Origin of the sequence: Nocardioides sp. (assembly GCF_041913365.1) — a bacterium.
Lineage (GTDB): Bacteria > Actinomycetota > Actinomycetes > Propionibacteriales > Nocardioidaceae > Nocardioides.
In genome coordinates this window covers 1-24,936 of sequence record NZ_JAYSFM010000009.1, presented here as the reverse complement: position 1 = coordinate 24,936, position 24,936 = coordinate 1, and the positions used below count along the sequence as shown (strand labels likewise).

19 protein-coding genes are annotated in these 24,936 nt (G+C 68.6%); 8 read left to right on the top strand and 11 right to left on the bottom strand.

Annotated features, from left to right (window positions below; all coding sequences use genetic code 11):
• The first annotated feature begins 46 nt into the window (after positions 1 to 46).
• Genes ACE3QY_RS17440 through ACE3QY_RS17425 form a run of 4 tightly spaced genes read left to right on the top strand, consistent with a single transcriptional unit; the run spans position 47 to position 2,993 of the window.
• Positions 47 to 514: a hypothetical protein gene (locus ACE3QY_RS17440; RefSeq protein WP_374457317.1), complete on the top strand. Its 468-nt coding sequence runs from the start codon at positions 47 to 49 to the stop codon at positions 512 to 514.
• A 25-nt stretch (positions 515 to 539) separates the two neighbouring features.
• Positions 540 to 1,082: a Uma2 family endonuclease gene (locus tag ACE3QY_RS17435; protein WP_374457316.1), complete on the top strand. Its 543-nt coding sequence runs from the start codon at positions 540 to 542 to the stop codon at positions 1,080 to 1,082.
• A 39-nt stretch (positions 1,083 to 1,121) separates the two neighbouring features.
• Positions 1,122 to 1,622 (top strand): hypothetical protein, encoded by a 501-nt coding sequence (locus ACE3QY_RS17430; protein WP_374457315.1) that lies wholly within the window; start codon positions 1,122 to 1,124, stop codon positions 1,620 to 1,622.
• Positions 1,623 to 1,673: 51 nt separating this feature from the next.
• A complete protein-coding gene (locus tag ACE3QY_RS17425; protein WP_374457314.1) occupies positions 1,674 to 2,993 on the top strand; it encodes a plasmid pRiA4b ORF-3 family protein in 1,320 nt (439 codons plus the stop codon).
• Positions 2,994 to 3,057: 64 nt separating this feature from the next.
• Here ACE3QY_RS17425 and ACE3QY_RS17420 read toward each other — a convergent pair whose 3' ends face one another.
• From ACE3QY_RS17420 to ACE3QY_RS17410, 3 genes are read right to left on the bottom strand one after another with little or no spacing between them, the layout of a single operon-like run.
• Positions 3,058 to 3,435 carry a PIN domain nuclease gene (locus tag ACE3QY_RS17420; RefSeq protein ID WP_374457313.1) on the bottom strand — a complete coding sequence of 126 codons (378 nt, stop codon included), beginning with the start codon at positions 3,433 to 3,435 and terminating at the stop codon, positions 3,058 to 3,060.
• A complete protein-coding gene (locus ACE3QY_RS17415) occupies positions 3,432 to 3,668 on the bottom strand; it encodes a hypothetical protein (RefSeq protein WP_374457312.1) in 237 nt (78 codons plus the stop codon). The genes ACE3QY_RS17420 and ACE3QY_RS17415 overlap by 4 nt, the downstream gene beginning before the upstream one ends.
• 17 nt (positions 3,669 to 3,685) lie before the next feature.
• Complete coding sequence (locus ACE3QY_RS17410) at positions 3,686 to 4,726, bottom strand: hypothetical protein (RefSeq protein WP_374457311.1); 1,041 nt, start codon at positions 4,724 to 4,726, stop codon at positions 3,686 to 3,688.
• A 423-nt stretch (positions 4,727 to 5,149) separates the two neighbouring features.
• Between ACE3QY_RS17410 and ACE3QY_RS17405 the strand changes: the two genes are divergently transcribed.
• Entirely contained in the window at positions 5,150 to 7,957 is a 2,808-nt protein-coding gene (locus ACE3QY_RS17405; protein WP_374457310.1) for a DEAD/DEAH box helicase family protein, read from the top strand.
• 8 nt (positions 7,958 to 7,965) lie between these two features.
• Here ACE3QY_RS17405 and ACE3QY_RS17400 read toward each other — a convergent pair whose 3' ends face one another.
• Positions 7,966 to 8,754 carry a nuclease-related domain-containing protein gene (locus ACE3QY_RS17400; protein WP_374457309.1) on the bottom strand — a complete coding sequence of 263 codons (789 nt, stop codon included), beginning with the start codon at positions 8,752 to 8,754 and terminating at the stop codon, positions 7,966 to 7,968.
• 72 nt (positions 8,755 to 8,826) lie between these two features.
• On the opposite strand from ACE3QY_RS17400, the gene ACE3QY_RS17395 reads away from it, so the two are divergent.
• Positions 8,827 to 9,510: an endonuclease/exonuclease/phosphatase family protein gene (locus ACE3QY_RS17395; protein ID WP_374457308.1), complete on the top strand. Its 684-nt coding sequence runs from the start codon at positions 8,827 to 8,829 to the stop codon at positions 9,508 to 9,510.
• A gap of 429 nt (positions 9,511 to 9,939) precedes the next feature.
• On the opposite strand, the gene ACE3QY_RS17390 is transcribed toward ACE3QY_RS17395, so the two are convergent.
• From ACE3QY_RS17390 to ACE3QY_RS17370, 5 genes are all read right to left on the bottom strand, one after another.
• Entirely contained in the window at positions 9,940 to 10,782 is an 843-nt protein-coding gene (locus tag ACE3QY_RS17390; RefSeq protein ID WP_374457307.1) for a DUF3883 domain-containing protein, read from the bottom strand.
• Positions 10,783 to 10,851: 69 nt separating this feature from the next.
• Positions 10,852 to 16,119, bottom strand: a complete 5,268-nt coding sequence (locus ACE3QY_RS17385; RefSeq protein WP_374457306.1) for a DEAD/DEAH box helicase — start codon at positions 16,117 to 16,119, stop codon at positions 10,852 to 10,854.
• Positions 16,116 to 17,030, bottom strand: a complete 915-nt coding sequence (locus ACE3QY_RS17380; RefSeq protein ID WP_374457305.1) for a hypothetical protein — start codon at positions 17,028 to 17,030, stop codon at positions 16,116 to 16,118. The genes ACE3QY_RS17385 and ACE3QY_RS17380 overlap by 4 nt, the downstream gene beginning before the upstream one ends.
• Positions 17,027 to 18,904 carry a hypothetical protein gene (locus ACE3QY_RS17375; protein ID WP_374457304.1) on the bottom strand — a complete coding sequence of 626 codons (1,878 nt, stop codon included), beginning with the start codon at positions 18,902 to 18,904 and terminating at the stop codon, positions 17,027 to 17,029. The genes ACE3QY_RS17380 and ACE3QY_RS17375 overlap by 4 nt, the downstream gene beginning before the upstream one ends.
• On the bottom strand, positions 18,901 to 20,403 hold the full coding sequence (locus tag ACE3QY_RS17370; RefSeq protein ID WP_374457303.1) for an ATP-binding protein: 1,503 nt from the start codon (positions 20,401 to 20,403) through the stop codon (positions 18,901 to 18,903). Before ACE3QY_RS17370 ends, ACE3QY_RS17375 begins: the two co-directional genes overlap by 4 nt.
• Positions 20,404 to 20,475: 72 nt before the next feature.
• Between ACE3QY_RS17370 and ACE3QY_RS17365 the strand changes: the two genes are divergently transcribed.
• A complete protein-coding gene (locus ACE3QY_RS17365) occupies positions 20,476 to 20,922 on the top strand; it encodes a very short patch repair endonuclease (RefSeq protein ID WP_374457302.1) in 447 nt (148 codons plus the stop codon).
• Here ACE3QY_RS17365 and ACE3QY_RS17360 read toward each other — a convergent pair.
• Complete coding sequence (locus ACE3QY_RS17360) at positions 20,883 to 22,334, bottom strand: hypothetical protein (protein WP_374457301.1); 1,452 nt, start codon at positions 22,332 to 22,334, stop codon at positions 20,883 to 20,885. The genes ACE3QY_RS17365 and ACE3QY_RS17360 overlap by 40 nt on opposite strands.
• Before the next feature lie 198 nt (positions 22,335 to 22,532).
• Between ACE3QY_RS17360 and ACE3QY_RS17355 the strand changes: the two genes are divergently transcribed.
• A complete protein-coding gene (locus tag ACE3QY_RS17355) occupies positions 22,533 to 23,318 on the top strand; it encodes an HNH endonuclease (RefSeq protein WP_374457300.1) in 786 nt (261 codons plus the stop codon).
• A 19-nt stretch (positions 23,319 to 23,337) separates the two neighbouring features.
• On the opposite strand, the gene dcm is transcribed toward ACE3QY_RS17355, so the two are convergent.
• The gene (gene dcm / locus ACE3QY_RS17350; protein ID WP_374457299.1) at positions 23,338 to 24,780 is read right to left on the bottom strand and encodes a DNA (cytosine-5-)-methyltransferase; all 1,443 of its coding nucleotides are present in this window, start codon (positions 24,778 to 24,780) and stop codon (positions 23,338 to 23,340) included.
• Between the last annotated feature and the right edge of the window lie 156 nt (positions 24,781 to 24,936).

The window sequence follows — 24,936 nt, the reverse complement described above, 5'->3', positions numbered from 1 at the left end:
TGGATGACTGGGTGCACCCGACCGGGCGGCACGCAACGCTCGAACCATGACCACAGACATCGACGACGTCCTCGCCCGCTACGAGCTGCGCGACCCCCAGCGACTGCTCGACGAGATCGCAGCAGCAGTCCCCCTCATCGAGGGACGGGCGTATCTCGCGCTCGTGCACCAGCCCGCCCAGCAGCAGTCGCTCCTCGCGGTCGAGGAGCTGACGCCTCTGCCCGTCGACATCGACGAGGGGCACCGCGGCCGGTCGGACCTGCTCTACGACCGCGTCTGGAGGCTCGTGATCCCGCCCCGCTCGGACGACTCGGCCTCCATCCTCGTCACGGTGATCGTCCGTTCCGGGATCAACGGTTGGGGCGACGAGGAGAAGCGCTGGGCCCACGGATGGCGCTACAGCAACCACAACTCCGACGCCTTCGACCGCGACATCATCGTGGTCACCGAGCACGGCTGGTGCTCCCTCTGGTCCCACGACGGTGGGCACGAGCCCGCGATGGTGGCCGGGTGAGCACGGATGCGGCACCCTTGTGACCGTGACCGTCCTGCCTCAGAGCCGGCCGCTGACCGCGGACGACCTCGCCGCCATCCCCGATGACGGCCACCGCTACGAGCTCATCGACGGCACGCTCATCGTGACGCCGGCGCCGTCGTGGCGGCACCAGCGCGCCGTGGTCCGGCTCGTGAGGATGCTGCTGGACGCGGCCCCTTCCGAAGGTCTCGAGGTGCTCGCGGCACCCTTCGACGTACGCCTGGCTGACGACACCGTCCTCCAGCCCGATGTGCTCGTCTGCCGCGTGGGCGACCTGACGCAGCGCAATCTTCCCGCCGCGCCACTCCTCGCCGTCGAGGTGCTCTCGCCGTCCACGCGCCTGGTCGACCTCAACCTCAAGCGCGCCCGCTACGAGGCGGCGGGCTGTCAGTCCTACTGGGTCGTCGACCCGGACGCACCAGCCATCACCGCGTGGGAGCTGCGCGACGGCTCGTACGTCGAGGTGGCCGCGGTTGCTGGCGGCGAGTTCTTCCCTGCCGAGCGGCCGTTCACGACCACCTTCGCACCCCGCGACCTCGTCGACTGATCAGCCAGCACGCCGCCCGCCGTCTTCTACAGTCGCTCCATGGACGATGACTGGGTCTTCTCCGACGAGGAGGACGAAGCCCTGCTCGCGGAGTGGCGGGCGGTCGACCGAGCGGCGGCCGACTACCTCGAGGAGCGCGTTCCGGGGCTGACTGATCCCATCGGCGACGACGAGTCGCGGTGGCTCGACGCCCTCGTGGAGACATTCGACCCGGCCGACGAGCCCGACATCGACCCCGAGCTCTTCTCCTCGGTGATGGCACTCCAGCACGCCGACTGGCTGGGACTCGCCCTCGGCACCCTCGCCCGCGGCCCCGGCTCGACGCTCGACGCGTCGCGCGTGCTGGACGACATCGACGGCCTGGACGACGTGGAGGGCGAGATCGAGGACCGTGAGGGCACCCGGCAGGTGCTGTCGACGGCGTTCCTCGTCCTGACGCCCGCGTGGCAGGACCTCGGCGTGCTCGACGACGTCGCGTGCTTCACGGACCGCGGCGTGTGGGGCCTCCCGCGCGCACTCCACCGGAGCTGGAGCCGCTGACCCGTGCCCCTCACGCTGCCCCCACCCCCACCCTCCGTCCACCGGCTTCGGGTGCGCATCGCACTCGACGAGGTCGAGCCGCCGATCTGGCGGCGCCTGGACGTGGCCGGCGACCTCGACCTCGCCGAGCTCCACGAGATCCTGCAGACCGCGATGGGCTGGACCGACTCGCACCTCCACAACTTCCTCGCCTCGCGCGACCGCCGCGTGCCCCCGATCCTCACCGACTTCGACGAGGAAGAGGGCGACGAGGGCGTCAACGAACGTGACGTCCGGGTCGACCAGGTGCTGCAGGAGGTCGGTGACGAGTTCTACTACGCCTACGACTTCGGCGACGGCTGGGAGCACGCGATCCGCCTCGAGGAGGTGCTGGCGTACGACGACTCGCTGCCGCGCGCTCGTCTGCTGGCCGGAGCCCGGGCGTGCCCGCCCGAGGACTGCGGCGGCCCGGGCGGCTATGCCCGCCTCGTCGAAGCCATGACCCACGGACCCCGCACGGCCGCCGAGCGCGACCTGCTGGCATGGGCGGGTGACTGGGACCAGGAGGCGTTCTCGGTCGAGGAGACCGATGGACTGCTCCGGCTCACCCTGACGAGCATGGCAGGCAGTGCAGGCATGGCCGCCTCGCTGCGTGCAATCGGCAGCGGGTTCTCCGACATGCTGGCCGAGCTGGTCGACCAGAGTCGCCGCGAGCCCAAGCTCCTGGCGAGGACGATCGCGGCCGCTGAGCTCGACCACCTGGAGATCCCTGGTCCCGCCACTCGACGGCGACTGATGCATCCGTGGTTGCACCTGCTGGACGTCGTGGGTGACGGCCTCGCGCTGACCTCGGCCGGGTGGTTGCCGCCCGCCGTGGTCAGCCGTTTGGCGACCGACCTCGACCTGCACGAACCCTGGATGGGCAAGGGCAACCGCGAGCAGAACTTCCCGCCGGTCAAGCTGCTGCGCTCGACGGCGATGGACCTCGGCCTCCTGCGCAAGCGGAAGGGCGAGCTGTTGCCGACAGCGGCCGGGCGTCGGCTGACCGGCGATCCCGAGGGTATGTGGCACCACCTCGTGGCATCCCTCCCGCTCGGGCGTACGCCGGTTCAGAACCACGCCGGAGCCATCGCACTGCTCGCCGTGGCTTCCGGCGAACAACCGCCGGACCTCATCCGCCGTTGGGGGAGCGATCTCCTGTGGTCGGCCGGCTGGGCGAGCGAAGGAAACGTGCCACCGCTGGAATGGGACGTGCTCGAGTACGCCCGCCCCACCTGGAACGCCTTGCGCGTCATCCACGACAGTCCGTTGAGCCGACGATCCGTGCCCGAGGAGCTCCGTCAGCTCGCCCGCGCCGCGCTCCGTCGCTCCCGTCTCCAGGTGGTGGAGTAGCCGCGAGGAAATCTCCGGTGGTCGAGTAGCCGCGAGGAACGAGCGGCGTATCGAAACCCGACCTTCACACGCGTACGAGCGGAAGCGTGGGATCAAGAACAGCCAGGTCGTCCGGATCGGAGGTCACCACCAGATGACCGCGGCTCCTGGCGTGCCACACGACGTGCGCGTCGACGACGTCCGACCGACCGGTGGCGCCGCACAGCCGCCCCACCTCGCGAGCGGCGAGCAGGTCGTAGTCGGGCGTGTCGACCCCACGCGCAGACAGCACCGCGGCGAGCCGAGCCTGCCGTGAGCCACCCCGCCACACCTGGGCCACGACCTCAGGCACCACGTGCACCTCCAGTCGGCGCTCGACCGCTTCCCGCAGCAGCGCCCGTACGTCGGCGTCGCCGCGCTCGATGGCGATCAACGCACCTGCGTCGAGGCTGATCCCGCTCATCCGCGAGCGAGGGCGTCGAGCACTCGGACGGCTTGGGCCCGAGCCTCGGGTCCCGGTGCGCCGAGCTCGGCGTCCATCTCGTCGAGGACCTCGGCGAGGGTGCGACGCCTCGCCTTCTCCGACATCGCCTCGGCCACGTAGGCGGACACGGACGTGGCCCGCCCCTCCGCGACAGCCGCGCGTGCTTCGGCCACCAGGTGGTCGGGCAGGCTCACGGCGATCTTCGCGGTCATACCGCAATCATACCCAGTCACGCTGCGACATCGAACCCCTCGCGGATCCGTCGGCACACCACGTCGGCTGGCGTCACCAGCGTCTGCTCGAGGGCCCGCAGAGCCGAAGAGTCAGACGTCACGAGGAGCGGTGGGAGGGCGTCGAGCGTCTCCGGCTCCATCAACGCAGCCGCGACGAGCGACCCGACCGGACGAGGGTCGTCGCACTCACCGCACGTGCACTGGACGTCGTCCGGCTGCAGCTCCCCGGACATCGCCGCGAGCACGAGCGCGACGTCGTACTCCACTCCGTTTCCGCCGACTCCGACCTGGTCGGATCGCAGCTCGGCATCCGGCGGCTCGATGAGATGGCGGCGGAGCGTGGCAGGAAGATCGAAGAGCAGGTCGAAGTGGTGCATCCTCGCGATCAGGAGGGACAGCATCTCGGCGTGCACGCCGCGGCATGCCTGGCCCAGGAGGTCCACCCACGTGGACGGGCTCGCCGCGACGTCACGCGCCACGTCGATCGGGACGCACAGCGGTGCGCTGTCGAACAGGTGCACGTCGCTCGCACTGACCAACCGCCCGAGCACCGCCTCACCGATCGCGAGCATGGTGGCTCCTCCGAGGTTGAGCGTCTCGATGGTCTGCGTGCCCGCGAGGTCGCGCCACACGATGCGATCGCTCGTCTCAGCCATGAACTCGAACCCACCCATGGGGACGCCGATCCAAGGCCTCATGTCGCCCGCGAGGCCGAGCAGCGCGGGGGTTGCGGCGCCATCGACGAAGGCGGCCAGGCCTCCGTGCTCGTGCAGGACCAGCTGGCGGTAGACCCAGTCGTGGTCGATGACCTTCGACATCGCGTCGTCCTGGTCGACGCCCCAGAGGGTACTGCCACCGCCCCGCGTGCGGACGGCGACGTCACGCGCCTCCCGCGGGCGACCCAGTCTCGCCTGCGCGGCTTGCGCCACCACCCAGCGCCGGAACACCCACTCCGGTGCGTCGTCGCCGAGGGTGACGATCTGCCGCAGGCGACGGACGCGCTCGGGTCGCCACCACGGACGCCCGTCCGGGCCCACGGGCATGTCCTCGATGAGTTCCAGTGCGCGAGTGGCGTTGCCTTGGGCTTCCGCTGCGTCGACTGCCAGCATCCGCCTCAGCCATGGGAGGTTGGCTTCGAGGACGTCGTCTCGTCGACTACGGCTCATCCGGGCGGCCGGCTCCGGAGCCCGGGTCGTCCGTCGGTTGCGTCCCTTGCGGCGGTGGCGTGATCGAGGCATGTACGCCACTCAACGCCACCGCTGGGTTGCGCAACCAGACCTTTGTGGCGATCTGTGGAGAACCCGCGGAGCACCCGGTCCACCAGTTGGGGCTGCCGGTCCTGCCCCTGCTGTGCAACGCGTACGTCATCGACGCACCTGGCCGTGACACCATGCCGACACACCTGCGGCGCACGGCGGCTCGCCAGGTGACTCCCCCGAGCCGACCAGGAGGAAGCGACGGTGCCCGACCCGGACGCGTCCGTCGTAGCACCCCTGCGCATCCACCAGCGCGAGGCGCTCGAGGCCCTTGCGGACGCGTGGCGGGATGACGCCCAGCCGCGCGCGTGGGTGGTGCTGCCACCCGGCGCAGGCAAGACCCGCGTCGGGATCGAGGCCGTCGCCGCCGAGGTCCGGGAGCACCCCGACACCCGCGCCGTCGTGCTCGCCCCCAACACCGCCATCCAGTCCCAGTGGATCGCCGAGGCGCGGGCGACGGGCCTCGACGCGAGCGACGACAAGGCGCTGACCAGCACCCTGACCTGCCTGACGTACCAGTCCCTCGCCGTCTTCGACTCCGAGGCCGCGGACGACGACGACTCGGTGCAGTCGGTCGTCGACCGGCTGCACCCCAACGGCGTCGCCCTGTTCGAGCGGATCCGGTCGCAGCCGCGGCTGGTGCTGGTGCTCGACGAGTGCCACCACCTGCTGGAGGTGTGGGGGCGGCTGCTCGCCGAGCTGCTCGAGGCCGTCGACCGCGCCCACGTCCTGGCGCTCACCGCGACCCCGCCCGAGAGCCTCGTCGGCGAGCAGCGCGCCCTCGTGGACCGTCTCTTCGGGACGATCCGCTATCGCGTCTCGGTGCCGGCGGTGGTGAAGGAGGGACACCTCGCGCCGTTCGACGAGCTCGTCTGGCTGACCACGCCGACGCCGACCGAGGAGGACTGGCTCACCACGGAGGCGGTCCGGTTCACGGAGCTCACCACGCTGCTCACCACGCCGGGCTTCGGCACCGTCGGCTTCTACGCCTGGCTCACCGCTCGCTTCGTCGAGCCCGTCCCCGCGACCGTCACGTGGGCGGCGCTCGCCGAGCGCGAGCCCGAGCTGTGCGACGCCGCGCTCCGCATGCACCACGCCGGCCTGCTCGCCCTGCCCGCCGGCGCCCGCCTGCGCGAGGAGCACCGGCACGCTCCGACCGCCGACGACTGGGTCCGCCTGCTCGGCGACTGGCTCCTGCGTCACGTCGCGGAGTCCGACGATCCGGCGGACGCGGAGGTCCTGGCCACGGTGCGTGCGGCACTGCCGTCGGTCGGCTACCAGTGGACGCGGCGCGGCGTACGTCGTGGGCGCTCCACCGTCGACCGCGTGCTCGCCCGGTCGTACGCCAAGCCCGGCGCCGCTGCGCAGATCATCGCCTCCGAGCACGCCGCCCTCGGCGAGCGCGCGCGGGTGCTGGTGCTGTGCGACCACGAACGCGCGTCGGCGACCGTGCCGGTGACGCTCGACGGGGTGCAGGACGCGGAGGCGGGCTCGGCGCTCGCGGCGCTCGAGGTGCTGCTGGCCGACCCGAGCACCGCCGTCCTCCACCCGACGCTGGTGACGGGGTCCGTCGTCGCCGCTGCCGAGCCGACGCTGCACGACCTGGTCGCCTTCGTCGCCTCCCGCGATCCCGAGCTGGCGGCGCGGCTGCGCGTCGAGGGCGGCTCGTCGGTCGCGACCTGCTCCTCGGGCTGGACCTCGCGGACGTGGGTCGCCCACGTCACGGCGTACCTCGAGGCCGGCCGCACGCAGGTCCTCGTCGGCACCCGCGGCCTGCTCGGCGAGGGCTGGAACGCCCGCAGCGTCTCCACCCTCATCGACCTCACCACGGCGACCACGCTGACGGCCGTCGTCCAGACACGCGGACGGGCGCTGCGGACCGACCCGAGCTGGCCCGACAAGGTCGCCACCAACTGGACGGTCGTGTGCGTCTCCGAGGCGCACCCCAAGGGCGACAACGACTGGGTGCGGCTGGTGCGCAAGCACCAGGGCTTCCACGGCATCGACGCCGACGGCGACATCGTCGACGGCGTCGCGCACATCGACGCCTCCTTCTCCCCCTTCGCCCCTCCCCCGGTCGCCTCATTCGACGCGCTCAACGCCCGGATGCTCGTCACCGCCGCCGACCGCGACGCGATCCGCGAGGCGTGGCAGGTCGGCGAGCCGTACGACGACGTCACCCTCGCCTCGCTGCGCGTCCGAGCTGCGTCTCCCACCCTCGTGCCGGTCGAGAAGGTCGTGACCGTCGTCCCCGCTGCGCCGACCTGGCGGTTGGGACCGGAGGGCCTGATCACTTCTGTCCCGCTTCCGGACACGAGCTGGCGTACGCCGGTGGCGCTGGCCGCAGGCACGGCCGGCGCCTCCGCCGCCGCGACTGTCGCGGGGCCCTGGGCGCTCCTGGCCGCCGGCGGCCTCGGCGCGCTGGCGACCCTCGGCCAGGCGGTGGTCACGGGTCGCGACCACACGTCGGTCCTCACTTCGTGGGTCCGCGCACAGGTCGCGCTCACCTCCGGCACGCCGCCGCTGGAGGCAGTGGCTGCTGCTGTTGCGGACGGGCTCCTCGCTGCCGGGCTGACCTCGGTCGGCTCTCCCGCGCTGGCCATCGATGTGCACCCGGGCGGCGAGTACCGCTTCCGCCTCGTGGGCACCGAGGCCGACGCCGAGGTCTTCGCGACCGCGCTCGACGAGGCGATCGGCCCGGTCGGTGCCCCGCGCTACGTCGTCTCCCGCTACACCGCCGCGTCGCTGCCCGACAGACCGATCCGTACGCGCCGGGGCGCGCGTGCTGCGCTGCGCGCGGCCCGTGCGACGGGCGAGGTCTGGCATCCGGTCCCCACGGTTCTCGGCCGCAACGCCACCCTCGCCGGCCACTACCTCGCCGCCTGGCGCACCTGGGTCGGCGAGGGTCGGCTGCTGGCAGCCGCGAAGCCGGAAGGCGCCGGTGTCGTCGCTGCCGTCTCAGGCGAAGACCCGTTCGCCGCCACCACGGTTATGCGGCGTACTTGGTCCTGACGCTGCACCTAGCGCTGCTTGTCCTGTCGCTCCTTGCGTTGCTTGTTCTGCTTCCCGTCCTTGGTCGGCGTCGGCTTGTCGGGCGTGTTGGTCACGACCACGTCGGAGAGCTGTTCGCCCATCCAGTTCGCGACCGTCTTGTACCCACCGAGAAAGACCGCGACCGCGGCGAGACCAACCAGCAGCTCAACCAGAGCGCGACGGCGCTTCTTGGACCTACGACTCACTGCCTGTGGAACCGGTGTCTCCGAGCGACGGGCGGTGCCGGCACGAACGGCGTCCACGCACGCACGTACGTCGTCCGGACCGAGCACGGCTGGCTGCGACGTCAGCACGTCAGTGAGGTTCTGCGTCGAGCAGATGAGCACGTTCCAGGACGTGTCTGTGAGGGGCTGCTCGCCGACGAAGCACAGGACGCTTCGGCACGGGATCGCCCCTGGGAGAACCTTCTGCAGGGCAATATCCGCTTCGACCACCGAAGTCACTGCCTGCTCGCGCGGCCTGCCGTTCTGCAGCAGCACTTGGTCGCGCACCTCGATGCGCCCCGTCCAGTTCTTCGCATCGACGATGAAGACGCCTCCGGGGCCGACGACCACGTGGTCGAGGTTCGCGCGCTGGCGGCCCGGCCACGCGAGGTCGTGAAGAGCCACCCAGCCCTCGGGAAGCGCCTCGAGTGCTCGCGCCACCGCGACCTCACCCTCGGCGCCCTGCTCCCACAGCGCAGCCGACTTCTGCAGCCGCTCGGCCTTCTCCCGCTGCCGCCTGGCAACGTCGTACGCGGACTCGCCCGCAGTCATGTCGACCACCCCCGGCGCACGACCCTAGGTAAAGACACCGCCCCGCGCAGGCGAATCCGCCATGATGCGCCGGTGCGCATCGGAACCTGGAACCTCGCTGGACGCTGGTCGGACGAGCACCGGTCGCTCATGCTCGATGCCGACTGCGACGTCTGGCTGCTGACCGAGGTCAACGAGAGGACCAGCCTGCCCGGCTACGCCCTTCACATGACCCAGGCGCGCATGGCACCTCGTCGCCGCTGGGCCGCCATCGCCAGCCGGCTGCCCATGTCGTCGAGCCCCGACCCGCATCCCGCCAGCGCCCGAGCGCGGATCGGCGCCACCACGTACGTCAGCTCGATCCTGCCGTGGAGGGCTTGCGGCTCGCTGTTCCCTTGGGTCGGCGAGCGCCATGCCGAAAGGACCGCGAACGCAGTGGACGACCTTCTTCTTGGCCTCCGACCCGCCAGGTCCCTCGTGTGGGGCGGCGACTGGAACCACGCCCTGACCGGAAAGGAGTACGCCGGCTCGCAGGGCGGTCGGCGCGCGATCCTGACGGCTCTCGAGGAGCTCAGGCTCGAGGTACCGACCACGCAACTGCCACACAGGATCGACGGTCTGCTGAGCATCGACCACATCGCAGTCCCTCGCGGCTGGTCGACGTCGGCCACACGTCTGCCGGCTGAGCGCGACGGCAAGCGCCTCTCCGACCACGACGCCTACGTCGTGGAGCTGTCTGCGGGGACTGGCCTGCCGCCTCAGGCCTTGGGCGTGTAGCGCGAGAACCGGAGCTCGTAGCCGATCTCCGCGCCACTTGCAGTGAGTGCGCTTCCACGGCTGGATGCGGCTTTCCACACCCACGCACGCGCGTGGCTGCCAGACTCAGCAAGCGCGGCCGACAGCTCTACCCGAACCTCCTCCATGTCCTCGAGGCTGGCGAACCGGTGGTCGAGCGCACGTGGCTTGCCGTCGTCACTCGTGCGGGCCGCGAGCCGCCTCCCGACATCACCGGATGGTCGAGCCGACTCGGCCGCCACTCGGACCACCGGAGGTCGCCGTCGGACACCACGTCGTGGAGAGCAGCGAGCTGCCGGTGCAGCGGCTCTCGAGATGGCGTGCACGAATTACCTCACCACAGGAAGCACGAGTCCGGCGTGACGGAAAGTCATACTCGAGACTCGTCGCAGCCCATCGCTGTCGGAGGCGTCAATCGTTGATTGCCGATCTCGGCACCCCGAGGAAAGTGGCCGGCCTCAACTGGGCGTTTCGCTCCAACGGGCCGCTGATTGCATAGAACCCTGCGCCTGAGCGGCCATAGCGAAACACGCGCCACAGCTGGTAGCTGGGACCGAGGTCGTTCGAGACCGCTACCTCGTTCGCAGAGACAAAGAACGGCAGTTCCTTTGCATACTTGGTGGTCTTGACCTCGATGTACGCAGGCTCTTCGGTGAGCCCGACAAAGGATTGGATGTCGTATCCAAGGCCATCGCCGACTTCCACCGAGACGTGCCTGACTCGAGCCGCCAGATCACTCCGACCTCCCTGGGTGAGCCGACCTCGCTCGGTCGCCACGACTGAATCCTCACCGGCCTTCCCCAGCGCGCGGTTGGCCGCTTCGATCGCCGCATAGTCCAGTCGCGTGGCGCGAGCAGAGCGCCGTGCGTCCATTGACAAGTCGACGTCCGGCGGTTCGATCTCGACGCCTATCTCTGAAACCACGATGTCCTGGTCAGTTACCGCTTGCAGCATGAATGCGCGAAGCTCGGCGTCACGTTCGAACCGGTCACGCACGACATCTCTCAGCCGCTGCTGCGCATTGGCCAACGGTTTGAAGCCCGGGATCCACAGAGCATTCAGGTCATCTAGTGCAGCTGAGACGTTGCTGAACTTCTTGGAGATCGCGCCCATGGAGCGATCGACAGACTTCGCCACCTCGCGATGGAACTCAGCCTTCACGTAAGGCTCACCGGCGAGCTCGAGCGTCAGCATCTGGAAGTAGACATCGACGGTTGCCTCGACCTCTTCGTCGGACCAGTCCCCCGTACTCACGGTTAAATCTTGCCGCACGTTCGTGCGTGACGAGGACGATCAGTCGAAGAGGTCGCGGCTACCGATTGATCAGACGCCGGCTGTCGGCAAACGACCTGACCTCGCGCGACTCTCGACGAGGCCCGGACGTCGTGCGATCTCGTACCCTGACGTCAGACATGCCGAGTCGACGCCGGCACCGACGAGCACCTGACGCACCGGAGTGGCTAGCGGGTCTGCAGCTAGAAGCGGGTGCGCGACAACCATCGCCTTGCCGTCGCGGTTGCTCATGAGAAGCCGCGCACCCGAAACCTCGCTCACGGTGTTCCATCCGAAGGCGTTCCCGTACGACCGCACAGCCGCGGACCACGGATCCGCGTCGAGCGACAGGTCCTTGCCAGTGAGCAGGTTGAGCGCCTCACTCGCGAGGTACCAGTCCAGAAGCGGGTGGTACGCGGAGTTCGAGTAGTCGCGAAGGCAGTCGTAGCAGCTGCCGTCGCACCCAGAAGCAGCATGCTCTCGGTGGCGTTCGGTTTCCGCGGTGGCCGCTGCCAGCAGCTCGTCCAAGTGGCGCGTCAGCCACGTCGCGTACCCCGCCCCGTTCTCGAGCCGGTCAGCCAGAAAGACCTCGCCGACCACGCTGCCGTCGAGCTGGCGCGGAGAGATCTCGGTGACGAGCTCGTCCACGCCCACGTCCAGCAAGCGCGCGGCAGAGTTCCGAAGGAGGAACGCCAGGCTCACCCATGCAGATCTCGCCGCCAGACTCTTGACCACGTCTGCCTGCACTCCATCAGGAAGCTCCCCCGCGGAGAGACGAAGGACGTCCGTGGTCCTGATTGATCCAAAGCTCACCGTGAGCTCGCGGTGGGGCTGCAGCTCCCTCAACTTGCTCATGCCAGCGCGCGCTGCGACGCCGACGTTTTCCACCAGGTCGAGGCTGATGAGACCCTCCCCGAAGGAGTACGGCGCGGACTTGCCGTAGTCAGCGAACCGGAACCCGCGGCCGCGGTTGTCGTTGACGCTCACGAGCGTCGCCTTGCCGCCCGCGAACTGGACGTTGCCCAGGGACTGCCACTGAAGACCGGGAGTCACCGCCAGACGCGGACGAGTCGCAAAGCTCCGGTAACCGCGGCGGCCGTTGTAGTCCCTTGGCCAGTAGGAGGTCCGGAAGCCCAGCGGTTGGGCGACATCCATCGCCCGGAAGTCGTCACCCGAGGCGCCGCAAACGCTGCACGAGTCCCCGAAGGAGTCCAGGTGTGCGGCCGCGCACGACGAACACATCGCGGCACGCGCCAGTGGCCCCTCGGGGTTGGGCACGGTGTTGCCTCGGCTGTCGTAGTCCACCAACCCCACGACGACGTGCTGCGCCTTGTCCTTGACGAGCTCCGACCCCGGTGCGAACTCCGAGATGGCGATGTCCATGTCGCGCGACAACGGTTCACGCGCGTCCCGCCTCCAACCCGACGACGTGTGGAGCTTTCGCTCGCGCGTCGGAAAGCCAAACATCGGCATCACCCCGTGCTCGGCGAGACGCTGACCGAGGTCCTCGTGTCCCAGCGTCGACCCTGCTGTAGTCATCACCTGATCGAACAGCTCGTCCTGGCACCGGTCCGCGAGCGCATTCGCGCGGTCTCCCACTCCCACCAGGGACTGCGCGGTCGCAAGAGCAACGTCCCGGAGGTCACGAAGGGACGCCCGCAGAGTCATCGCGACGGACGGCAGCGCCTCACAGCGGCCGAACGGTCCGTGAACGTTGCGACCACCTCGGAAGTCGCCGTGGCTGGACGCGACACGCAGGAACGCTAGCCGGAGCACCTCCGCGTTGAGCGCACGCAGGGCGAGGTCGTCGCTCTCGAGCTCGAGGTAGGGCGGCGGGGGCGGGTCACCCGTGATCTTCTCCGGGTGCGCGTAGTAGTGGGAGTCGTGGCTGCGCGTGCTCCGCGAGACCGTGAGTGCTACAGCCAGGTGGTCTCGGCGTCGCCCGGCCCTGCCCACCCGCTGCTGGTAGTTGAACCTCTGCGGCGGCATGTTGGCCAGCACCACCGCCTTGAGGGCGCCGATGTCGACGCCGGCCTCCATGGTGGTGGTGACGCTGAGGACGTCGATGCCGTCGGCGACCGGCACCTGGTCCTCATCGAGGAACACCTGCTGGAACGCGGCCTGCCTGCGCTGTGCCTCCGAGCGATCGGTCTGCCCGGTCAGCTCCTCTCCATGAAGTCGCATCTCCGGCTCGTGTGAGAGCAGGGCGTAGAAGTCGGCTGACTCGTCGTCACCGCTGACCTCGACCAGGTCGCCACTGCAGCTCGTGCAGGTGGCGCCGCTGCGATGCGCGTGCCTCCTGCGACATCGCTCGCACTGCCACGTGCGGCCATCTGTCGGGGTCAGGCTCACGCGGCGTGGGTCGACGCGGTGCCCGTTGGTGACGGAGAGATCGAGGGCCTCCTTCACCATGGCGATCACCTTGTCTGCATCGATCGTGGGCGCGGAGGCCGCGGCGGCTGACCTCACGTATCGCACGACCGCCGGAGGAAGATCCTCTCCCGACCGCATGTCGCCATCAGTGAAACGACGAAGCTGCCCGAGGATCCTGACGCACGAGTCGCGGATCTCGGTGAAGACCGTCTCGTCCAGTCCGGCCAGGTCGCGTGGGAGCGCCGGGATTGTTGCTCGTGCAACCCCGATGCTCTCGAGATCGCGTCCCTGACCAGCGAAAGCGACCTGCTTCACCTGGTCGACCAGGAGTCTGTTGATCTCCTGCCGAAGCTCGCGGAGCGAGGGGGTCAGCTCGTGGTCCGGGCGGGACCTCGGCGGGTCGTTGTCCCACGACCAGATCTCGGTCCACCGTTCGTGCTTCCGGCTGGTCTGGGCATCCACCGCGATCCCACCGGGGTTGATCCCGAGGCGCAGCAGCTCTGGCTCCACCCGGGCGGCGACCTGCTGCAGGCTGACGAGGCCGGTCAAGGGCAGGGCCTCGCGCAGGACCTGGTCGTCACCTGGCTGGCCCATCCCGAGGGCGATCCGCATCGCAGCTGGGCGCGCATCGCGCTGGACCATGGCAGCGGCAGCGGCTGCCTCCTGCGACTCGTCCTCGCCACGGAAGTGAGCGAGCACCATTGGCAACGGGTCCCGCTCAGTAGCTGCGCTCACGACGAGCTGACGAACCGTGTCGAGGTAGTGCGAGAGCTCCAGACCGGCGTTGACGCGAGCCGCGTCTTGCCTGCTATCGGAGAACACCACCGAGGAGGTCGACAACTGACGGTGGAGCGATGCGACCAGGACCTGTGTGACCCGCTCGTAACCGGTGCCCATCGTGCGCACGACGACGTTGGTCCAGCCCGAGTCCTCGAAGTCGAGGTCGCGATCCCGCCGTGAGTCGTGACCGCACGCGGGGCAGTTGTCCGGCAACGCAGGGACACGCTCGCCCGTTCCCTCCCCTTTCTCTTTGACGTCCAGCATCCACGCCGTGGGCTCACCTCGACCGGTGGCTCGCCCGGTCAATGGGTCGTACCGCACCGGCAGCCACTCATACATGTACTGGCGCTTGCCACGCGTCCACGCAACGTCGAGGGGCTGGCGGTCTGGCCGCGGCCAGATCAGGCGGTAGGACGAGCCAGCGCGCCGCTCCTCCGGGGCGTCCGGCAGCTCCTCGAGGTTGGCAGACGTGCTCACCAGATAGGCGTCCGGACCGGAGACTCCCGTCGATGCATAACCACCGATGAATGCCTCGCCGCAGTGCTCGCAGTAGAGCAGCTCGAGCACGCGAGCACCGCAATCACAGACGAACTGCGGTTGGTCGAACATCTTGCCAAGTCCGCCAGAACCCTCTGCACAGGTGGACGAGCTGCACACCCAGAAGCCCAGCACGTTCTTGAAGAGCAGGTGAGCACGCATCCTGAAAGGAGCCGGCTCCTGCGCGCCGGCCCACTCCACCAGGGCATCGAAGTCCGAGGACGGGTCGTGCGAATCCGGGAAAAGTGCGGCGGCTGCGGCAGAGAGCCGCAAGGGTCGCCAGCCAGCCTCACGGAACGGGGTCTCGACGGCAGCGCGCACCTCGTAGGGGGCCGCGGGGGCCTCGCCGGCACGCAGCAGCTGCCCAGCGGCGGCGGGGAGCATCGAGTCCGGCAGCTCAACCCTGTGCCCGGTCACAGCCGTGAAATCGTCCGCCGGCTTGTCGAAGAAGCCAGAGACGAACCGTCGGTCGCGGTCGCGGTCCCAGTCGATCGAAGCTGTGGTCGAGACGACCCTGAACTGCTCTGGTCGCCTGTCGAGGCCAAGGCGGTGTCGAAGTCGACGGACGAGGTAGGCGACCTCCGAGCCGGCAGTTCCGCGGTAGAGGTGAAGCTCGTCGACGACGAGCGTGAAAACGTTCGACGGGTCGCACTCCAACCATCGTCGCGTCGCCTCGAACATAGGCGCTTCGTCCGCCCGCATCAGCGCGACGTTCAGCATGCTGTAGTTGGTGATCAGGAGGTCAGGGGGCGCGAGCTGCATGTCCCACCTCGAGCGCATCTCGCTGCCGGTGACGGACGGCAGGAAGTACGCGTCCTGCTCCCGCACCTCGCCGGAAGCGACGAGGCTCTCCAACCTGCGGTGCCGACGAGACAACAGGTCGAGATGACGACGAAGCTCGGCGGTCTTGCCACCCTTGCCGTTGGGGCGCGGGCCGCTCACCGGCGTCAGGCTGGTGTAGCGACCGAACCAGAACCGGTGGCCCGGGCGATGCTCGCCGAACCAGTCCCGGGCGCCGGGCGTGTCGAGCGCACGCCGGAGCCGCACGAGCTGGTCGTCGACCAAGGCGTTCATCGGGTAGAGGACGAGCGCCCTGATGCCTGGCCGCCTCACCTCGAGGTCGGTCCGCTGCGGCTCGAAAGGCGCGTCGGGACGCTCGAACCACTGCGTAGATTTGCGGGTGGATCCAGCCGCCGGCCACGTACGCGACTCCTCAACCAGCCCGGCGAGGATCGGCATGAGGAAGGACTCGGTCTTGCCTGAGCCCGTGCCGGACGTCACGACCACGTTGCGCCCCCGCCTGTGCGCCTCCAGCGCCTCAGCCTGGTGGGCGTACGGATGCTCGATCCCAGCGAGAAGGCCGGTCGACAGCAAGGGCTCGAGTTCGGGCAGGCCCACTCCCTCGCAGACCTGGGCGAGCGTCCGTTCGCTCGGCACGTACTCAGGAAGCAGCTCGACCAGGGGTTCCTGCGAGATGCCACCGCGAGCCCCCATCAGGTCCGCTCGACGCTGCCGCAGGTCCGCGTCTCGAAGGTCGAAGGCGGTGTCGTAGTACGTGCGGTAGGTCTCAGCCAGGGCTTCGCGAAGACCGCCAGGCGAGGACGTACGACGGCTGTGATCAGGGCTCACGCGTACTTCAGCTCCTTGTCGAGCAGGGCGGCGACACTCTCGGCCACCGCGTGCGGGATGTTGATGTAGCGGCGGACTTCGGCGCCACCTTCGGCGCCGGGCAGGTGGGACACGGTGCTCAGGCGGCCCGTGCGCAGCACGAGGACGCGCTCGACAGAAGAGGGCAGGCGCCAACCCCCGTGCACGTAGAGCGACGTCTCCCGGGGAGCAGACCAGAGCAGTGGGCGCTCCGGCCCCAACTCGAGCCACTCAACGGCACGCCGGTCCATCACCAGCCAGCCGTCGGTCGTGCGGCGCGCATGGATGCGCTGGTTGTTCTGGAGGTAGACGTAACCACCGGGCTCACGGTCGAAGCGAGTCGGCTCCCAAGCCGAATCGCTGGAGCCGTCCGCGCTTGCGATGAACCTGGCGACGGTCTCGCCGGGACGGACCGACCTGAAGTCGCCCAGGTTCGCTGACCTCAGGTGGCTCAGGAGGCGGCCCGACAAGTCGTCCACGCGGCGCATGCCGATCCGGTCGAGAGCATCCCACGGCCCGTCGTGGCTGAGCGAGAAGTACCAGGTCGACGGCCCCTCCTGCTCGAGGAGGAGGTTCTCGATCAGGTGGTCGCTGAGACTGACGAGAACGGGGTCGTCGGACGTGTCGAGGCCGTCAACTGCCTCGACGACCCAGCGGGGGCGCGCGCCGACCACGACCGCGTTGCCACCCCCGTTAGACAGACGGGTCAGCGCCGTGCGAGTGACGGCCCAGCGCCCGGAGCTGACGTCCACGTGGCCGAGGGCCACGAGGTCGTCGATCACGTCTCGCGGTGTGCGTGACGGGGCAACCCAGGCGGCCGCCCCTTGCAAGGACGAGATGTCTCCTGATCCGACCTCCGATGCCCAGAGCAGCAAGTCGTCGTAGGCGTTCATCGATGGACCTCCCGCATCACGGCAGCAAGGACCTTCTTCCACTCGCGATCGCCTTGGATCTCCGGGGGACCGACATCGGTCAGGAGACGTGACACGAGGCTTCGGGCTCGCAAGCGGTCGTAGGACCGACGCTCGGCGCCCAGGTTCGGACGCCGCAGCCGCTGCGGCACGGGCGTCACCCATACCCTGCTCGGCGTGGGCGAGCTCACGACGAAGAGAGGGGTGAACTGCGTCGAGCCGACCATGCCTGTCACGTCGACCGCGGTGGCGTCGAGGCCCAGGTCCTGGAGCCACCGCACTTCGGCGACGCCCCTCTCCTGCAGCGCCCCGTCCGGGCCCACGACCCACACAGGTCCTCCTGCGCGGTGGGGGACCTCGATGCGCGGGCTGGGCGGCAGATCGTCGTACCAAGGCGGATCCGCAGGGTGTGTGCCGGGGGCGAGGAGGCGGTCGACCAGACGGAAACGAACAGCACCACCGTCGCAGCGCACCTCATGGTCGCCCTGACCGAGCGAAGGACCGTCGATCGAGACCGTGCCCTCGACCACGCGGTGCTCGATGTAGCCGACGTTCGCCCGCTCCCCTGGACATCCGAGAATCTCTGGCGCACCGTACTCGCTCAGCAAGAAGGAGCTGGTCGCCGCGCGCAGTCGCAGACCACCGCGCAGAGAGGGTCTCAGGGGGCCCGACCTTCCGTCAGGCTCGTCGACCGCGACCCCGCGGCCGACGAAGAAGATCGAGGCTCCCGAGGGAGCTGTGCCTCGCGACTCGACTCCAGGAACGGCGCTGAGGCTTCCTGCGGCCGGCCGCTCGGCTATCGCGAGCTGGTCAGCCTGATGATCGCGCTGGCCGACCTCGGCCCAGCCACCTGCCCTCATGTCGGTGCTCAACCAACGCACGTCGCGTGCTGGGCTGCGCAGCGTCGGGCCGTCGTCGACCGCGCCCACAGTGCCGCTGCCGACGAGCGTCCAGAGGTCGGATGGTGTTGCCTCGAACCCCTTGATCGCCCGGACCATCCCGCTGGCAGACCCGACCGTCCACCGGTGACCATCGGTCCCCGGCACCGCAGGGCCGAGGAACCACCAGTCGCCTGAAGTCTCCTCGTGGCAGAGCCGGACGTTCGAAAACTTGGGACCAGACTGCGCCCGCAGCGAGCCGTCCCATGACAAGTAGAGTTGGAGGACCGTGCTCTCGAAGATGTCACGATGCTGCTGCGCCAGGTCGAGCAGTCGCGTCCTGCTGCCACTCTCCGCCTGCGTCCAGAGACGAGGGAGCACGGTCTTGGCCAGCGACTCGGCCGATCGGCCCTGCCGCGGCTCGAGGCCCAGCGCTGCGAAGAGTCGCACGAGCAGTGCACGGTCAGCGGGGCGGACCACGGCCTGCGACAGGGGCCACGAGACATGAGGGAAGCTCGGCGTCGGTGCAGCGGTAGGGGAGCCGTGCCCAGACCGCTCCAGCCACTCGTTGAACCGCGTGAACAGGAGGTCCACGTGCTTGTGGAATCCAGGGGGAGCTCCGCCATCAGCGGGACGACCCAGCGCACGGTTCAGGCCCGGGTAGTAGCTGAAGTGCGTCTCCTCCCGCTCGACCGCGACAAGGACGAGGAAGCACAGGACGGCCAGGTGTGTGGGCGTCTCCGACGACGACAGCACACGACTGCGTCGCTCCCATGGCGCGAAGGGTTGGTCGTCGTCCAGGGTCGACTTCACAGCCGCGACGAAATCGTCGACCGCCTCGCCGGAGTCGGCGCCAGCCTCCCCCGCGACCTCCTGGAGGACGGCATCGTCGACATACAGGTAGAGCGGCTCGTTGCCTCGCCCTTGGAGGAAACGGTCGCTGAGCGCCCGATTCCATCGCTCGTAGTGCGGGTTCACGTCGCGCTGTGGTCCAAGGTCAGGTTGAGGAACTCCCTGAGCTCGTCAGGCGGGACCTCGTCGCCGAAGACGGCGCGGGCCTGCGCCTCGGCACACGCGACCGCTAGGGCGAACTTGGCGACCAAGGTCCGCTCGGTCTCGTCGTCCAAGTGCTTGGAGACGAAGCGGTTCCCCGTGTTGAGGCTCACCACGAAGGCGAACCGGTCGTCCTCGTCCTCGGCCACGCTGAGCCAGGACTGCTGCGGACCGCCGTCGACGAGCTCCAGCCGAGCCCTCAGGTAGTCCTCTCCCAGGGGGACCTTGAGCTCTTGGGGGACCTCGCGACGCCGGACCGGCGCAGAGTCGCCGACATCTATCGGCAGCACCTCGTGCTGGCTGTGCGTCTGGGCGCCGCTGACGGCGTCGCGATAAGTCGGGTGATCGAGACCCTTCTGGACTTCGTCGACCGCTCTCACGAAGTCCTGCGGCTCGATCTGAGCCTTGCTAACCCTGGCGTTGTCCGCGAAGCGGCGAACTTCCTCCACCGCTTGGCTCATTGCGTCGATCAGCTGGTCGTGAAGTCCGCCGTCCCAAGCGAACCCGTCCTTGGTGAAGTTAACCGGGAAGTCGTCCATGTGGAGCTCCCCGACCAACCGCTTCCCACTGTGGCTGTTGAGACTGCCGACGACGTCCTTGACCCGCCAGTTGTGGCCCGGACCACCGATGATCATCCGACCCCGCCGGAAGAGGGCGAACCCCGCCTCCTGCTCGCTCATCTTGGCCAGCGAGCCGACCCAGCCGGTCACGCGGTGGTCCTCTCCGGTGTGAGGGTCCTCCACCTCGAGGTCGATCGGCACCCGGCAGTCGAGCACGACACCGTCGACCTCCCACTGCATGAGCTGCGGTGGTTCGTGGCGCAGAGATTCGCCATTCCACGTGATGACGACGTCCCCGCGGCCCAGGTCGTGTCGGTAGATGCCGGCGAGAAGCCTCTTCGTCTTGTCGACCTGGCGGCCGGCGATCGGTCGCGCGAGCCGCTCGATGGTCAGCACCGTGCCGTGCTCCTCCTCAAGAGCGGGCTCTCGGAGCATCTCGATCGTGTTGCTGGCACCGTCTGCGATGGCGTCGACGTCGAACACCACCGTGTGGCGCCACCGCTCGCCGGCCTGAGTCGTCGAGATCGTCCAGAGCTTGCCGAACCAGCACGCGGCCGTCTTCAGCCCCATGCCGAACTCGCTGCGTCCTGACGTGTCCGCTGGCGGAGTGCTCAGACGGAGTGCTCGCGCCAGGTCCTCGGCTCGCATGCCAGCCGCGTTATCGCGGACGGTGAGACTCCCGCCCTGGTGCCGGATGTGGACACGCAGCTCAGGGAAGGTGTCCACACCCACGGCCTCGCGGGCCGCGAAGTAGCTCTGGGTCGAGTTGTCCACGAACTCAGCGATCGCGTGCCACGGCGTGTAGTTCAGCCGGCCGAAGGTCGCGTAGACGTTGATCGGCGGCGAGATGTCGATGTGCTGCACTTGTTCCCCCTTCTGGCGTCAGGGTTCCATTGACCACCGACATCCGTCTCGAGAACGGACTAGACAGGTGCTGTGAACGACGAACCACGCCGCTACCCTCCGGGCGCTGCACTCAGCCAGAAGATGTCGACTCTGGCCAGGCGTGACACCCAGCCCGAGCTCGACCTGCGCCGCGAGATGCACCGACGGGGCATGCGCTACCGGGTCCAGATCAAGGTGCCTGGCAACAACCGCCGGACGATCGACATCGCCTTTACGCGGGTGCGGCTCGCGGTCTACGTCGACGGCTGCTTCTGGCACGGCTGCCCCGAGCACCACGTGCAGCCACGCGCCAACAGCGAGTGGTGGCGGTGGAAGATCGAACGCAACCAAGCGCGCGACGCCGACACCAACAGACAGCTCGCCGTGGCCGGCTGGGACGTCCTTCGGATCTGGGAGCACGTCTCGGCTGCACCAGCTGCTGACCTAGTCGAAGAGGCCTATCGAGCGAGGGTCGCTGACCTCGGCCTCTCCTTGTAGACCCACTCGTGGCGCGACACCGCGAGGTCGAGGCGCGCTTCCGACAAGCTCATGTGGAACTTGTCAGCCCTGCTCGCTCCGGACCCTCCAACCTCAGCGGGAGGCTGGCGGCCAGACGCGCGTACGGCCAGGCTCCCACCCGCCACAGCTGCATCGAGTGCGTGCGTGCTGCCGATCCAGAAAGCCTCGATCGAGAGTGGGACGAAGCCTCGCTTTCTCATCCTCGACCGCCCGCTGTTCGACGGGGCCACCTTCTTTCCTCGCCGCGCCTTGAACTCCCGGTGCCAGGTCACGAACGCGCCGTCGTCATCCATCAGCGCGTCACCTGACATCACGAGGAACCCGAGTCCCTGCTCAGCGACGCACTGTCGAACTGCGCTCTCGTCGTTCAGCATCGACGCTCCGCTGCGCTTGATGACCGCCCCTGACCCATCGAGCTGCCTGGCCGTGTGCGCCTTGAGGTCCCACACATGGTTCAGCGAGTAGTCGAACACGGTGTTGCCGTACCGCGTCCGCGGTGGGTGCACGGATGGCGGGAAGGCTGCCGACAAGACCTCACGTCCGCGAGCCTCGAAGTAGAAGCCCTGCCACTCGTTGTCGTTCGCCCCTCTGGCTCCACTTGCTGCAAGCCACTCGACGCACGTCCGTCCGTCCCAAGCTTCGGCCTTCCAGCCGTCGAGCAACGCCGCCGCGAGCGCAGCGCCCTCGGCCGCTGGCGTCGCGAGGAGGTCGGCAGCAGACGTACCGAGCCGTCCGAGCCTGCGCTCCGCGCCGGCGAGGATCGTGTTGAGACCCTCGAGCGAGATGGTCTCGCCGGTGGAGTAGCAGGTATCGGCCCAGGGGACGCCCAGCTCGGCTGCGATGTCGCGCCCGAGCCGTGTCTTGCTCGACCGGTCCAGCTGAGCGGTGGGCAGCAAGCGATCGGCCAGGTTGATGAGTACCGACTTGTGCTCCTTGCTGCCTGGCCCGAGCCATTCCTCTGGTGACCCTGTGAGGCGAGCGATTCGCGTGACCGCTTCGATCTTCGAAACGGCCGGCTGGAAGGCCCCCCACCCTGGTCCCGCCAGGTTCAGGGGGACCTGAAGGTTCAGCCTCTGGAGATCGCCCGCCTGGAATGCTTCCGTCGCACCCTCAAGGAGGACGTTCAGGCCATCGAGGGTGACCTTGTTACGGACGGTGTGGAGCTCGGGTGCCCACGCGACATCCAGCTTGTGCGCGATCTGCTCCGCCATCACCACGTTGGTCCGGACCACGTCGACGTCCAGTGCGAGGGCATCGCGCAGAGCGACTAGCGCGCGCTTCTCGCCGCGGGACTGGTAGCGGGCGCCGGTCAACCCGAAGATCCGGGCGATCGCCTCATTCGTGGTCCCCGCCGGGATGAAGAACTGTCGGTCACTCTGCTGGAACGGCACGCGCCTACTACAGCATCGGCAGCTGCGCCCGGGGTGCGAAACGGTCAGGCCGAATGCAGCCGCGGGACCAGGAAGGGGACGGTTTTCGCCCTTGACGGACCACGGGTATTCAAGAGGTGCCACGGATCTGCTTGCAGCTTCGTACCGTGGCCGACCTCAACGCCGGTACCTGCATCCCATTCCTCGCCTAGGAGAAGCATGAGCAGCACGCCTTCCTTGAAGAAGTCGGAATGGCCGGTTTACATCACCAACGCGCTCGGCTTGCCTGCTGTGCAAGGGCGAGGCGGCCCGTGGATCTCGACCGGTGACACGACCGACGTTGCCTGGTTCCACGCGATGTGCGACTTCTTCGGTGTCACGTATCCACGTGAGCGAATTCGCGCCATGAAGGCCATTCTTGAAGCTGCGGGCGGAACCTGGAATCAGAAGCGTCACAGCTCCGCCGTCGATGGGATGCAGGCTGGAGGCAATGTTCGCAAGGAGGCGTTCGGAGACTTGTGGATCGCTCTCCACGCGTCGGGCTACCTGGGCTCTCAAGAACAGCTCTCAATGGCCGCGGACGCTTTGACACACGCGGCTGAAGGGCCTCTTCCTCCTCCGCCCCTCGTGTACCAACAGGTCCGCCTTCGGATGGGTCAGCCCGCGTTCCGACGCCGCCTACTTGCTGCCTACTCCGGGAAGTGCGCCATCTCTGGAGCGGACATACCGGAGACCCTCGAGGCCGCCCACATCGTGTCGCACGCCCTTGGAGGACGCATGACGGCCTCGAACGGACTCCTCCTCCGGGCGGATCTCCACACCTTGTTCGACCTTCGCCTGATCGCGATCGACACGGCGACATGGAGCGTCCTGGCACACGAGAGCATTCGGAGTTCCGAGGCTGGGCAGGCGATCCACGGTGTGCGCTTTCGCCTGCCTCCCGATCACGGCGATCGACCGGACACCGGTTCGCTCGATGACCACCGAAGGGCTGCTGGGATGTAGAGCCTATCGAGACCTGGCGTCAGTCACTTGGTCTGAGCCGGTCATCGGGGTTTGACGGACTAGAGGTCACAGCGGCAACCACGTGCGGCGCAGACGCCTCGATCTCCTCGCGGTGCGTCAGGACGTACTCGCGGAACACGTAGTAGGCAGCACCGACGTTCACGCCGTTGCCCATCTGCTTGTAGGACGCTGCGTCCTTCTGCGCGACAGGCTCCTCGATACCGTCCACTGTCCTGAGGAACTCAAACGAGTCGGGGAGCCCCTGGAGGCGAGCAGTCTCCCGCGGCGTGAGGCGGCGGCGGTCGCCCAGGATCGATGTCTGAGTGATGGCAACCAAAGCGGGCACGTAGTCCGGGCGCTTGGCGCGGATGCCTGACGGGCGGAAGTGCATGATCGTCTCGGCGAGAGGACGGTGCGGACCCGCCTGCCACTCGAACTTGCGCCGAGATGCCGGGAAGGCGTCCAGTTCCATGCGGAACTTGTCGAGCACCTCGCGGTGCCGGTCGTAGAACTCGGCGTTCTTGAGCAGGAAGTTCTTCTTCCACGCCGGGAACGGCGTGCCCTTGACCGCCGCGACGTCGATCATGTCGCTGGCCGCCTCAAGGGAACGCCACTCATCGGCCCAGATCGGGAAGCCAGGTAGCCGCTCGTCCGGTCCAAGACGATCTGCCACTAGGGTCAGGATCCGGTCCCAGGTCTGAATCATCTTGACCTCGGCACCGTCGAGCTCGTACTTCTTAAGCACCTCGTCAGGGGCCTGGAGAGGTAGGTCGCGCTCGAGGTCCCACTGGTCCTTGCGCCAGTCGAGGTCAAGCAACTTGGGCGAGACGATGGGTTCGTCGAAGTTGGCAGGATCCTGGGCGGCCTCGACGCCGACGTAGTGCGCCAGGATGAACACCCGCTCCCGGACTTGAGGCCGACCACCCAGCCGACGTGGCAGCAGGTGCGGCGAGAAGACTGCCGGCTCGCTCGCGGTCCGGTAACCAAGCTCGCGGAGCGTGCGAACGATCGTCTTGAACGTCGTGTCTCGGTGGCGCGGGCCGGCAAGGTTGCGCACGTTCTCGAGCAACACCACTGACGGGCGTCGCTCCGGGTCCTCGAGGATCTTCGCGATGTTCCAGAAAAGCGTGCCCCGGGTCTCGTCCATCCCGCGCTGAAAGCCGCTCTTGGAGAACGGTTGGCACGGAAAGCCGGCGGCCAGCACGTCAGCGTGCGGGACGCGTACCTCAGGATCTGTAAGCGCCACGATGTCGCCGCTCACGCCGAACGACTTCACACCGGGCGGGAGCGGCGCGCCCGACTCGCGGAGTGGCCGCAGCCAGTTGTGGTCGTACACCGCGGCGGCATCGGGGTCGATCTCGCTCGCGAACGCCCAGGTCCCACCGGCGGCGTGCAGCGCGGCGTGGAAGCCGCCGATGCCGGCGAACAGGTCGCTGAAGGTGAACGTGGGTGTCGAGCTCATGTTCGAAGCCTAGGTCTCTCGTACGACAACGCGGCTGAGGTGGTCGGCGTGTTGTGGTCGAGGGGGGGGCGCCCAGGGGGGGGGGCCCCCGCCCGGCGACGGCCCGCCCCCGCCGCCCCCGGGGGGGGCCCCCCCCCCCCCCCCCCCACCCCCCCC